Annotated in this window: 8 protein-coding genes; 3 read left to right on the forward strand and 5 right to left on the reverse strand. The window is 62.5% G+C overall.

From position 1 onward, the window contains the following. The 5 genes from GQX66_RS05185 to GQX66_RS05205 are packed head-to-tail and all read right to left on the reverse strand — an operon-like array spanning window position 1 to window position 9,374. Entirely contained in the window at window positions 1-1,620 is a 1,620-nt protein-coding gene (locus GQX66_RS05185) for a DUF2300 domain-containing protein (protein WP_240867261.1), read from the reverse strand. Window position 1,621: 1 nt separating this feature from the next. Continuing rightward, window positions 1,622-6,187 carry an alpha-2-macroglobulin gene (locus GQX66_RS05190; protein ID WP_240867267.1) on the reverse strand — a complete coding sequence of 1,522 codons (4,566 nt, stop codon included), beginning with the start codon at window positions 6,185-6,187 and terminating at the stop codon, window positions 1,622-1,624. Next, the gene (locus tag GQX66_RS05195) at window positions 6,184-6,849 is read right to left on the reverse strand and encodes a DUF1175 family protein (RefSeq protein WP_041475438.1); all 666 of its coding nucleotides are present in this window, start codon (window positions 6,847-6,849) and stop codon (window positions 6,184-6,186) included. Before GQX66_RS05195 ends, GQX66_RS05190 begins: the two co-directional genes overlap by 4 nt. Further along, the gene (locus GQX66_RS05200; RefSeq protein ID WP_240867271.1) at window positions 6,819-8,531 is read right to left on the reverse strand and encodes a DUF2138 domain-containing protein; all 1,713 of its coding nucleotides are present in this window, start codon (window positions 8,529-8,531) and stop codon (window positions 6,819-6,821) included. The genes GQX66_RS05195 and GQX66_RS05200 overlap by 31 nt, the downstream gene beginning before the upstream one ends. 51 nt (window positions 8,532-8,582) lie before the next feature. Then, a complete protein-coding gene (locus GQX66_RS05205) occupies window positions 8,583-9,374 on the reverse strand; it encodes a DUF2135 domain-containing protein (RefSeq protein ID WP_102716662.1) in 792 nt (263 codons plus the stop codon). A 277-nt stretch (window positions 9,375-9,651) separates the two neighbouring features. Between GQX66_RS05205 and GQX66_RS05210 the strand changes: the two genes are divergently transcribed. From GQX66_RS05210 to ispA, 3 genes are all read left to right on the forward strand, one after another. Further along, window positions 9,652-10,797, forward strand: a complete 1,146-nt coding sequence (locus GQX66_RS05210) for a Fic family protein (RefSeq protein WP_085747623.1) — start codon at window positions 9,652-9,654, stop codon at window positions 10,795-10,797. A gap of 88 nt (window positions 10,798-10,885) precedes the next feature. After that, on the forward strand, window positions 10,886-11,128 hold the full coding sequence (locus tag GQX66_RS05215; RefSeq protein WP_007894317.1) for an exodeoxyribonuclease VII small subunit: 243 nt from the start codon (window positions 10,886-10,888) through the stop codon (window positions 11,126-11,128). Further along, window positions 11,125-12,012 carry a (2E,6E)-farnesyl diphosphate synthase gene (gene ispA / locus GQX66_RS05220; protein ID WP_240867275.1) on the forward strand — a complete coding sequence of 296 codons (888 nt, stop codon included), beginning with the start codon at window positions 11,125-11,127 and terminating at the stop codon, window positions 12,010-12,012. Before GQX66_RS05215 ends, ispA begins: the two co-directional genes overlap by 4 nt. Window positions 12,013-12,073 lie beyond the last annotated feature (61 nt).

Raw genomic sequence — 12,073 nt, forward strand, 5'->3', positions numbered from 1 at the left:
CTATTCCAGCAAAAGGTGACGGGCGAGCCCTTCGATATAGGTTTCATCCTGGCCGTTGGGATGTGCTTCAAAGGCCAGGTGCAGGTATTCGTGAGTCAGGTCGAGGCGATCCTGCAACGACAGCACGCCTCGCACGTAGATGCGCTGGCGTTCGCGGTCGACGAAAGGGCGGCCGAAGGCGAGTTTGCAGACGGCGAACGTGCTGACTTCGTTGTAGCCGGTTTCGCTTTCCAGCCTCGGACGCCAGCCGCGTCGTTGTTTTTGCAGCCAGTCTTGGGCGGCGGGCAGCGCTTCGCAGGACGCCACCGGATTGTCCCAGCGGCTAAGGCTCGCCCGTGGATAGGCGTGCAGCAGGATCGCGTCGTAACGCTGGCCGGCATTGGCTTGCTCGACGGCTTGTTGCCAGGCCAGTTTGTCGGGGCCAGGTTGATCGGAGTGATAGGTGACGGTGCTGCCGGCCAATACCAGATCCGACGTCCATGCGGCGATGTTGCGGGATTCGGCGGAAGCCGGGCGCGGGGCGACGCGTTGGCGGGTGCTGCTGTCGTCGATGCTCAGGCATTCGCCGTTGCGCGTGGCGTTTTGCAGCAGATACGTGCGGATCGCCACGGCCAACGCTTTGGCGGCTTCGGCCGGCTCGGGTTTGGCTTCACGCTCCAGCACACGGGCGACGTACTCTTCGCGATCCAGCCGGGCGACCAGTTTGTCATTGAGCAGAAACAGCTCGCCATCGCTGTGGATATCCAGCGTATTGCCATTAGCGAATTCGACGCGGTAATCGCCCTGCAACGGGCCGGAGCTCACCACTCGATCACCGACCAGAACCCGCGAAACCGGATAACGCGAGAACAATCCCACCTCAACACAACGCCCCGCCTCCGCCGGCCACGATGCGGGCAACACCGTCGCCAACGCCGAACCGTAACGCCGCAGAACCATCTGACTGGTGCCCCGGCCACCCGCCCAGATCGGCGAGCCATCCGCCGTCCACCCAGCGAATCCACCCTGACGTGATTGCGGGTCCTGATCGCCGAGCCAGCTCCAGGTTTTCACCCGCAAGCGCCCGCCGAGTTCACCGACGACATTGCCGTCCGCCGCATTCAGCACCACGTCGAGCAGCACACGGCGCATCTGATCCTGAGCCGGCAACCAAGACAAAACCTTCAGCAAGTCAGCCACGGAAACCCGAGTAGCCGGTTGCACCGATGGCAAATCCAGCAACCACGACGGCGCCTGTCGCGCCTGCCAATAGGTTCTCCAATCGCCAGCGGTTATGCCCAACCGCGCCGGCTCGAAATACAGCCCGCAGGATTTTACCAGCGCCTGATCACGCTCGATCTTCCCGCCCGCCGTGCAGCAATAGACTTCTTCCTTCGACTGCCCGCGACATTCATAAGCCGGTTCCTGCGCGCCGGTATCCACCAGCCACGCGTAGACGAACATCTTCCACAAACTGCCCAGCGGCGTATCAAGCGACGAAGGCAATGGCTCGCGGGCGGTCAGTTGCGTGGTGTTCAGCGACAGCAATTCGCCCTTGTAGGCTACGCGCAACGGTTCATCCTGCGCCGTCGCCAGCGCAGGAATCACACACATCAGCAGCCAGACCAGCGGCCGGGTCATGTCAGTTGACCGTGACCTGACCGAGGGCCGCTTTCGCTTCGCGGGCCTGATGCTGCGGCGCGTAGACCTGAGTGAAACGCACCGGCGGCAGGTTGAACTGGCCCTTCTGCGAGAACCGAACCAGATGGCGCAGACGCAATTCACCGCTCAGTGCATCCACCGGAACCGCGTAGGCCAGTTGGCCCGGTTCGAACCGCGCCTTCTCCAGCGCGGTCGGCTCGGTACCGTCCTTGCCCTGCAACTTGATGCCCCACGTGGTGCGCTCGACATCCGCGCCCGGCGGCAGTGGCACTTCGAGCATGCCGTAGCGCAGCGGTTTCGGTGCCTTGCTGGTGAGGATCACTTCGTCCAGGTACAGGCTGTCGCTGGACAGTGGTTTAGTGCCGACCGGTTCCAGTTTGAAGGTGAACGCCTCGTCACCCGGCACCAGACGCGACAGGCGACGAGTGATGGTCACGGCCATCGGATCGACCGCCGGCTGCTGGGTCTGGAAGCTCAGCGCGGCACGCAACGGACGCTCCTGAGTGCCCGACACCGACAACACGCTCGGCACCGGCGCAGCACCCTGCCACGTCCAATACATCTCGCCGGTCGCGCCGTAGTTTTTCTTCCAGCCTTCGCCCGGGGCCAGCGCGATGGTCGGCGATGCCTGGGCGATGCTGCGTTGCAGCCAGGTTAGCGCCAGCGCACGTTCGAGGGTCGATTGCTGTGGCAACAGGCGTTGCAACAACGCTGTCGCACGAGCCTGATCGAACGGTTGCAGCGACAGGTTCAGCGCTTCGGCAAACGGCTGCGAACTGACGGACAAGCGCTGTTGCGCTGCGCCCAAGTGACGATTGAACGCGTCCGGCAGAGCAACTTTCGACTGGGTGGCCAGCGATGCGGTCAAGACCCGCGCCGCCGCCAGACCGAGCGCCGAATCCGGATCACCCATCACCAGACTGTCTTCGCCGTCGTCCATCAGGTTTTCGGCATTGCCTTCCCCGGCCTTCGCCAGATCGTCCATCAAACCGCTGAGCAGCGTGTTGACCGGCAGATGCATCTGCTTGGCGAACGACAGAATCAGTGCCCGTTGCAGCAACGGCGTGTTCGGCGCCTGCTTGGCGTAGACCTCCAGCACCCGCTGCCAGTGCTCCGGCGGCAAGGTCAGATCCAGCACATGACTGGCGTTCCAGTCGGCGTAGTAGGCGTAAGCGGTGAGGAACGCATCCGGCTCACCATCAAAGCCCCACCAGGTGAAGCTCGCCGACGGCCCGGCCATTTGCACCAGGCGCAGACGGCTGTTCTGCATGATCAGACGCAAGCGATCGCGGATCTGCGGGCTCGACGCCAGCGACGGATAAGCGATGCTCAGCGGCAGCAAACGACTGGCGGTCTGTTCGACGCCGCCGTACGGATAGCTGAGCAGATCGTCGAGGGCCGAACGGAACAGCGCTTGCGGGCTGTCATCCAGACGCAGGCGAATGTCGGTGGCATCTGCCGGCAGGCTCAACGGCGTGTCGCCGCTGGCCACGTCGAGGCTCTGGGTCTGCGTCACTTGCCAGCCTTCGCCGGTGGCGGTCAGGCGTACCGCGAGGGCATCGGCGGTTTTGCCGTCCTGCACCAGTTCGGCGGTCCATTCGCCGGTGGCCAATGCGAAGGCCGGCAGCGGCAGGTAGTTGATGCCGTTATTGAGGGTCACCGGCAGGCGTTGTTCAGCGCCGGCGTAGTGCGTCACCAATTCAGCCTTGACCGGTTTCTCGGCCTGGCTGAACGCGAACACGCCGAGTTGCGGCTGATCGCCCTTGCGGAATTTGCTCGGCCCGCTCCACTTCAGGTACAGCGGTTTTTCCGAGCGCACGAACTGCTTTTTCTGCCCGACCTGACCGTCATCGGCAATCGCCCGCGCGGTGATGCGCCAACGGGTGAGCGAGTCCGGCATCTTGAAGGTGAAGCGGGTCTTGCCGTCGGCATCGGTCAACAATTCCGGCTGCCACGCAGCGGTGTCGACGTCTTCGCGGCGCGGCCGCTCCAGCACTTTCACCCCGCGTTCGCTGCGGTTGGCCTTGCCCGGCGCGCCGGGGCTGCCCGGCAACGCCACGTCGTAGCTGATGAACGACAGGCTGGCGCTGGTGCGCACGTTGTTGCGGCGCGGGTGGTAGAAGAACTGGTCGATGGTCGGCGCAACTTCCGGTTGCAGCGCGTAGACCATTTCATCCACGACGCTGACCGTCAGGTGCGCCGGCACTGCCTTGCCAGCGAACTGCGTGGTCAGGTCGACCGTCACGGTATCGCCCGGCTGATAGGTCTCTTTGTCGGTCTTGATCGCCACATCGATCTGTGGCGCAACAACCTTGATCCCGGCGTTCTGGAAGCTGTACTGACCGCCCTTGGTGTAGAGCACGGAGAACGTCAGGTTCGGCGCGAAGTTGTCCTTCACCGGGGTGCGTGCGCGGTATTGGGTGTTGCTGAGTTTTTCCAGTTTCAGCCAGTCGCCGCCCTTGGTCAGCAGCGCGGTGGCTTCGACCTTGTCACGCTCCAGCGACAGCAGTGCATCGCTGACAGGCTCCGGGAAAGTGATCAGCGCCAGCGCTTCGTCGCCGGCTTTGTACTCGGGTTTGTCGAGGACGATTTCCACGGTGCCCGGCACAGCCTTGACGCCATCGCCGGTGACCGAATGACCGGTCGCACCAAGCACCCGACCGTGCTGATCTTTCAGCGACAGGTTGTAGGTGCCCGGGCGATCGAACGCCACGCTGAAGCCTTTGTCTTTCGCCGCCAGTTTGCCTTCGCCGGTGGTCTGGTCTTCCAGGCGAACCCAGCTGTAGCTGCTCGGCACAACGGCCTGGGCCTGCACACTGCCACCCTCGTTGGCGTAGCTGAACGCGACCTTGTCACCCACCGCGCTGAAGCGCTGCGGCGCAGTCAGGCGGAAGCTGGCGGCACCGCGGTCGATGAGGATTTCCTTGGTGGTTTTGACCCGATACGCTGCGCCATCGCTGGCAAACACCGTGAGCATGTAGCGGCTCGGTTTGTCGGCGGCCGGCAGGTCGAGGGTCGCGTTGCCTTTACTGTCGGAAGTCAGTTCGGTGCTGGTCAGCTCCACCGGGAATTGACCGAGGTATTGCAGCTCGTTGTCGACCATCGACAGTTGCTGGGCGCGCAGGCTCAGGGTCAGTTTGGCGTTCGCCACCGGTTTGCCGTCCGGGTAAAGCAGCACCAGGCTGCCCTTCACCGGTTCGCCGGTGCGGTAATCCTGCTTGGCCAGATTCAGCGAGATTTCGAAGTGCGGCTTGATGTACTCCGCCACCCGGAACGCGCTGCTGTAGGCCTGATCCTTGTAGTTGAAACGCAGCTCGTAACCACCGGCCACTGCGTTGTCCGGCAACTGGAAACGGCCCTGGGTGCCGGCCTTGGAGTCGAGCTTCAGATCCAGTCGCTGCAACTCGGTACCGGTCGCATCGAGCACGCTGACATTGACGTCCGCCGCCCCCGGCAATACCGAATCCCGCGCATTCTTGAATTCGCGGCCAACGATTTTCAGCGATACCCAATCACCCGGACGATACAGCGGCCGGTCGGTGAAGGCGTAGAGTTTGGTGTCGTAAATTTCGCTGTCGTAATAGAAGTTTTCCGAGACGAATACGCCACCCTCTTCGTCCTCGCCAATCACGAACGAACGCTCCGGGCTGACGTGTTTCAGGCGGAGCAGACCATCGGTGTCGGTGGCGCCGCTGCTCATCACGCCGAGGCCGTCTGTCCACAGCACATTGACCTTCGGCACCGAGCTGCCTTCGTGTTTGCGTGCGGCCCACACCAGCAATTCATCACCGGCAATCTTGCTCACCGCAACGGTGTTGGAAACGAACACCATGGTGGTCGCGCGGTACTTGCCGATCAGCGCTTCAACCAGATACAGGCCAGGTTTCAGATTGCCCAACGGGATGTAGACGTTACCCGGCGCGACGCTGACGAACTCGCTGGAAGACCCGGCCAGATTGACGCCTGTCGGTGGCTGAATCGGTTTGGCCTGCCACAGCGGATAACGGAACTGACTGACCACCGGCAGACCCGGAATCAGGGCGAATTGCGGTTGCGCGTCGTAAGGGGTCGGCGCGGCGATGGCATTGCCCATCTTCAGTTCCGGCACCTCCTCGGTGACTTGCTGGCGCGACTCGTAAGAGAACGCACGCTGCATCACCCGACGGGATTTGCGGTACCAGTTATCCCACAGGTACGCGAGGGTGTTCGACAGGCCTTCGCCCTTGAACTGGCCGTCACTGACCACGCGGTGCAGGTTTTTCTGGCGCTTGAGGAAGTCCAGCGGCTTGTCGATCTTGTACACCCGGATATCGGCGCCGCCGTACGGTTCCATGCGGAAACGGCGATAGTCGCGACCCGGCGCTTCGAGGCGCACCACCGCCTGTTCGTCGGCGGCGAAACTGCTGTCGGCCAGCAGGAAAAAGCTCTCACCGGAGACCGGCGTGTAGCCGCTCGGCTCGACGGTGTCTTCGGCATTCACGGCCGAAAACGGCAGGACTGACAGCAACAGAAAAGGCAGTAAGCGCAACATGCGGGCACCGGTCATTGGGAGAGAAAGTTCAGTCGATAGACGCCGATGAAGTTGGGGTTGGCTGCGTCGGGTATCCATCGGGTGTCCTTCCATGTCATGAGTTGCTGCAGGCTTGCCGAACGCATGCCGTTGTCGGTTGGGGTGGTCGTGCCGGTGTGATAGGCGATGTAGCGGCCCATCCAGATCATCAGGTGCTGGTCGTCGCCCTGATCGAAAAACATCAGATCGCCGGGCCGTGCCTGGGACACGTCGCGGCCGATCAGATGGCTGTTGAACTGAATCAGTTTGATCGCGTTGACGTAGGGCCCGACCTTGCCGCCGCCCTGCTGCCATTGCTGGGCGAGCTTGCGCTGATCGGCGCTCAGGTCCAGCTCCGGCGGCAGGTAGCGGTTGGACACGCCATTGCTGCGCAGCCATTTATCGTCGTGGACTTTCAGTGCTTCGTTGGCGGCGAAACGCACCAGCCCCGCGCAGTCCTGCTGGTACCAGCGCGGGCTCGGGCCTTTGCTCAACTGCTCCTGAGCAATGCGCACGAACCAGGCGCGAAACACCTGGGATTGCTGCGGATCGAGGGCCGGAGTCTCAACGGCTCGGGCACCGGCGCTGAGCAACAGCGCCAGAAGGCCAAGGCTGCGAATGAGTCCGGTCACAGCGCTTTCCACTCCAGCGGCAGCCATTGCCAGTGACCGTCAGGCTCGCTGCCTTCCGGCAACGTCAGGGCGTATTTGCCCATGCCGCCGAGGGTGCGCAGTTTCGGGATCAGGTAGGTTTGCGCGGCGTTGTAGAACACCGGCTCCATGTCCTGCGGCAGGCTGTCGAGGGTTTCCTGCTGGATCAGCTGTGCCATCGAATCCGGGCCGAAGTAGATCGGCATCAGCACGTCTTTGGGCAGCACGTCGGCCATCGGCGGGAAGCGCTTGTCGAGGGTGCCGAGGGCCTTGTCGACCAGTTTGTCGTCGAGGGAAAACAGCAGCGTCGAACCATGGCGCGCCAGGCTGACTTTCATGAAGGCACGGCCGGTGATTGCGTCCGGGTTCTCGGCATCCTTGGCCGCATACGGACCGAAGTTGGAACTGACCTGACGCTGCCAGAGGTGGCTCTGGCCTTCCTGTTTCTCGACCACCGGGAACGCGTGGTCGTCGATCTTGCCTTCGTAGGCGCCGACCATCGAATCGAACAACGTGCCGATATCAGCGTCGAGTTTGCCGTTGTCTTCGTCGTTGAGACTGGCCACCAGCAACGGCGTGTACAGCCGCGAATCGGCGTACCAGCAAAGGCCCGCCGCGCCGGCCACGTGCTCGGTGAGTTTCTGCGCCACGGCTTCTTCGGCGCCGAGTTTCACCAGCAACGGTTTCTGCGGCTCGGCCGCCACCGGCAAGGCCACGCAGGCGCTGGCGCCCAGCGGCATGGCTTGCCAGACCGGTTTGAAATCGAAGTCCGGCTGGTTCTCCAGCTCATCCATGGCCAGATAGCTGTGCCAGCCCTTGTCGTCCATGTCGAAACGCAGGCCGGCGAAGTTCGGGATGAAACGCTGGTAACCCATGGCCAAGACGCTGGAATTGACCGACAGGCGCTGTTTGGTTTCAGGTGTCTTGGCCGTGAGCCCGAATGCTTCGGGGAACAGTTTTTCGCCGTTGAGCAGCGCCGCCAGCGCTTGCGGCGAGACGTGGCCGGACTCCTCGGAAGCGCCACTTTCCGGGTCGTAGAATTTGGTCGGGTTGGACAGCACCACCAGTTTGTCGCCACGGGAGGCGAACAGCAGGGATTTGCCGGCGTTGTAGGTCAGCTGATACAGCGGCACTTCATCGCCGCCGACCTTCAGGGTGCTGAACACGCTCAGTTGCGAATCATCCAGGGCGACTTTCGCCAGCGGCTCCAGCACCTTGGCCAGCCCGCCGCGATCCATCACCAGCAGGAAATCCTTCAGCCGACCGTCGGCGCCGCGCCACAGCGCCACGTCAGCCGGTTGGTCGAAAAGCTGCTCGATCAGGCTGTCCTGCAGCTTCAGGTCATGCTCGTAGATGATCCGCCGCAGACTGCCGATCAACCCGAGACGGTCGGCGTGGGTTTCGTAATAGAAGACGAAATCCTCAGTGAGCGTGGCCTTGAGGAACGGCACCGTCAGCAAGTCCTTGGGCAACTGGCTCAGGGAGCGGGTTTCCAGCAGTGCGTCCGGGCGGCTCAAGCCAAGCTTGTCGCTGGCCAGTTCCGCCGGCGGCGCCTTCGGTTTGTGCATCAGCCAGCCGAGCCCGCCCGCCACGCCGGCCACCAGGCACAGCCCGACCGCCAGCAGCGGCCAGCGCCGGGAAGGTTTGGCGGCGAACGCATCGGTAGCCGGGGTCGCAGTGTTATCGCTCATCTTCTCGCTCATGTTCCCAAAGCTCGGCAGTTCATCCGTGGTGCGGGATGCTTAATAGTTGAAAGTCTTGACCAGCAGCAGATCACCGATGGCCCGCAGGGGTACGATGAACGTTTCGCGTTTTTCGTCGACGGTGTTTTCGTTGAGCACCAGGGTGATCTGCGAGGTGATGACCTCGTTCTGGTTGCTGGTCTCCTCGAAGTTATAGCCGCCGTTACCGAAGTTGCCCCAATAGTTGACGTAAACCAGATAGGTGCCGTGCAACGGCGCGGTCATGGTGAACATTTCCGGGCCAGGGCCATCGACGCCGTCCGGATCGAGGCCACCACCGTTGCTCATCGCCGGACGCGCCCAGAAGGCATGCTGGCCGTCAGGCGTAATGACGTGCAGGTCGAGTTCGGCTTTAGGGTCGTCCCAACCGAGCACCACGCGGATCCGCGCCGGCGTGCGCAGGTTATTGGCTTCGTAGAATTGAACGCGCTTGAGCGACTGGCCGTCGGCGCTGATCACCTCGACGCTGTTGGAACCGGCGCCGAACGCATACGGCCGGGCGAAACGGCCCTGGTCGTCGGTGTACAGATTCAGTGGATTGCCATTCACCGCCAGGCTGTGCGGCGGACGTAAATGGCCGATGGCCTTGAGCTGGCCTTCAATCATCGTGCGATTGCGCTGGATGCCGCGATCGATCGGCGGCGTGGGATAGGCGACCTGCGGGTTTTCCGTGCGATCGAGCAGCCCGTGATAGCGCCAGCCGCCCACCGGCTCCGACAGCTCCGCGCTCGGCGCCGCCAGCAGCGCGGGTGCGCAGGCCAACCCGATCAGCAGCAAAAGAAGTGAACGCATGTGATGCCTCCTGCCATGCCTGAACGAAACCTTGCACCCGATCCTCGGTACTTCACAGCGGTGAAAACTGCGTTTCGTCTGAAAGACCCGTGACTGTCGGGTCGTAGAAGGCGCGAAGGTTAGCGATTCGGCAGTTTTTTAACAATCGGATACATCTGGATTTGCGGTGGGAATCACGGCGACCAGTGGACGATGAGCCGATTAGGCGTCATATTCGGCTCACGAAATGAGCCGAATAGCGTTTCCAATCGGCTCACGCACTCAGGATCAGCAATTAATGGCGACTCACTGGATCTGGCAGCAGCCTGATTGGCCGGACTTCAACTGGCAGGCGGAATGCCTGGCACCGTTGTTGCGCGAGTGTGTTCAGGCACAAGGTCAATTGATGGGCATGGCGGGATCGGTGAGCCATTCACTGAGCGCGCAGACAGAGCTGGACGCTTTGCTGCAAAACATCGTGACCTCCTCGGCCATCGAGGGGGAGCAGTTGAATGTTGAATCCGTGCGCTCTTCATTGGCACGACGTCTGGGGCTGGAATCACCGGATGGCGACAACGTCAGCAAGCGCAGCGAGGGGCTGGCGCAACTGATGCTCGATGCCACTCAACGTTTTGCCGAACCGCTGACGCTGGAACGATTGCTGGAATGGCATTCATGGCTGTTTCCAGAACAGGAGAGTGGTTTCCTTTCGCGAGCAATCAATGTCGGCGCTCTACGCGGCGATGAGCCAATGCAGGTGGTTTCCGGGCGAATCGACCGCCCGACCGTGCATTTCGAGGCGCCACCGCGACAAGGGCTTGAGCGACAACTCGACAGTTTTCTCAAGTGGTTCGACGCCAGTCAGCACCAGGCAGGCCTCGATCCTTTACTGCGGGCAGGCATCGCGCACTTCTGGTTCGTCACCTTGCACCCGTTCGATGACGGCAACGGCCGTCTTACCCGCACGCTCACCGATCTGGCACTGGCTCAGGGCGAAGCGCAGGCGATTCGTTTTTATGCGATGTCCGCCAGCATTCTCGACGACCGCGCGGGCTATTACCGGATTCTCGAATCCAGCCAGAAAGCCACGCTGGACATCACCGACTGGCTCGCATGGTTCCTGCAAACCCTGCTGCGCAGCCTGCAACAGGCCATTGCGCGGATTGAAAGTGTGTTGGGAAAATCACGCTTCTGGCAGGCGCACCGGGAATCCGGGCTGTCGGCGGAGCAGATCAAAGTGCTCAATCGTTTGCTCGACGGTGGTGAGCGCGGTTTCGAGCACGGTATCAGCGCAGCGCAATACCAGAGTGTGGCCAAGGTCTCCAAAGCCACGGCCACCCGACATCTGGCGGAACTGCTGGAAAAGGGCTGCCTGCAACGTCTTCCGGGCGGCGGACGCAGCACTCGGTATCAGATTCAATATCCTGGCGAATTGACCGACTGACACCCTTGTCCGTCGGCCCGCTCATTTGCCCATACCCCCCCTATCTGCTAGTGTCGCGCCGGTTTAACGTCAACCGGAATTAGCCGCCATGGCCCGCAAAAAAGCTGCACTGGATTTCGAACAGTCCCTCGCCGACCTGCAAACGCTGGTGGAGCGTCTGGAGAACGGTGAATTGTCGCTGGAAGACTCGCTGACCGCTTTCGAGCAGGGCATCGGCCTGACCCGTGACTGCCAGGCGGCGCTGGCCCAGGCCGAGCAGAAGGTCCAGGTGTTGCTGGAACGCGATGGCGAACTCGCCGAGGAACCCTTCGACGCGGATCAGCCAGAATGATTGCAGCGTATTCGGCCACCAGCCAGGCGCGGGTCAACGCGGCACTGGAAACCCTGTTCAACGCCCCGCTGCCAGAACTGGCGCGTCTTTATGAAGCCATGCGCTACAGCGTGATGAACGGCGGCAAACGCGTGCGCCCGCTGCTGGCTTACGCGGCGTGCGAAGCTCTTGGCGGCAAGGCCGAACAGGCCAACGGCGCGGCGTGTGCGGTTGAGCTGATCCACGCGTATTCGCTGGTGCACGACGATTTGCCGGCGATGGACGACGACGATCTGCGCCGCGGCCAGCCAACCACGCACAAGAAATTCGACGAAGCCTGCGCAATCCTCGCCGGCGACGGCTTGCAGAGTCTGGCGTTCAGCGCCCTGCTCGACCCGCGCCTGAGCGACCTGAGCGCAGACATCCGCCTGCAACAGGTCACAGCGCTGGCGCACGCGGCGGGCCCGGCCGGCATGGTCGGCGGTCAGGCCATCGACCTCGGTTCGGTCGGCCTCAAGCTTGATCAGAAAGCCCTGGAACAGATGCACCGGCACAAGACCGGCGCGCTGATTGAAGTCAGCGTCAAGCTTGGCGCCCTGGCCAGCGGCCATGCCGAGAAGGATGAACTCAAGTCCCTGCAGACTTATGCACAGGCCATTGGTCTGGCATTCCAGGTCCAGGACGACATCCTCGACGTCGAAAGCGATACCGAAACCCTCGGCAAGCGCCAAGGTGCCGATATCGCCCGCGACAAGCCGACCTACCCGGCGCTGCTCGGTCTGGACGCGGCCAAGGCTTACGCGCTGGAACTGCGCGATCAGGCCCTGCACGCGCTGCGACCGTTTGACGCGGCTGCCGAGCCGTTGCGCGATCTGGCCCGGTATATCGTCGATCGGCGTAACTGAAGGCTAATCAGCCAAAAAAGACCAACGCGTGGGCAGGGGGCGATGCATCAGGTAAACTGCC

Origin of the sequence: Pseudomonas sp. B707, assembly GCF_022496685.1 — a bacterium.
Lineage (GTDB): Bacteria > Pseudomonadota > Gammaproteobacteria > Pseudomonadales > Pseudomonadaceae > Aquipseudomonas > Aquipseudomonas paraglycinae.

Excerpts from the sequence above, each read along its gene's own strand:
- GQX66_RS05210 (WP_085747623.1), top strand. The coding sequence starts at position 9,652 with ATGGCGACTCACTGGATCTGGCAGCAGCCTGATTGGCCGGACTTCAAC.
- GQX66_RS05185 (WP_240867261.1), bottom strand. The coding sequence starts at position 1,620 with ATGACCCGGCCGCTGGTCTGGCTGCTGATGTGTGTGATTCCTGCGCTG.
- GQX66_RS05215 (WP_007894317.1), top strand. The coding sequence starts at position 10,886 with ATGGCCCGCAAAAAAGCTGCACTGGATTTCGAACAGTCCCTCGCCGAC.
- GQX66_RS05190 (WP_240867267.1), bottom strand. The coding sequence starts at position 6,187 with ATGACCGGTGCCCGCATGTTGCGCTTACTGCCTTTTCTGTTGCTGTCA.
- GQX66_RS05195 (WP_041475438.1), bottom strand. The coding sequence starts at position 6,849 with ATGGCTGCCGCTGGAGTGGAAAGCGCTGTGACCGGACTCATTCGCAGC.
- GQX66_RS05205 (WP_102716662.1), bottom strand. The coding sequence starts at position 9,374 with ATGCGTTCACTTCTTTTGCTGCTGATCGGGTTGGCCTGCGCACCCGCG.
- ispA (WP_240867275.1), top strand. The coding sequence starts at position 11,125 with ATGATTGCAGCGTATTCGGCCACCAGCCAGGCGCGGGTCAACGCGGCA.
- GQX66_RS05200 (WP_240867271.1), bottom strand. The coding sequence starts at position 8,531 with ATGAGCGATAACACTGCGACCCCGGCTACCGATGCGTTCGCCGCCAAA.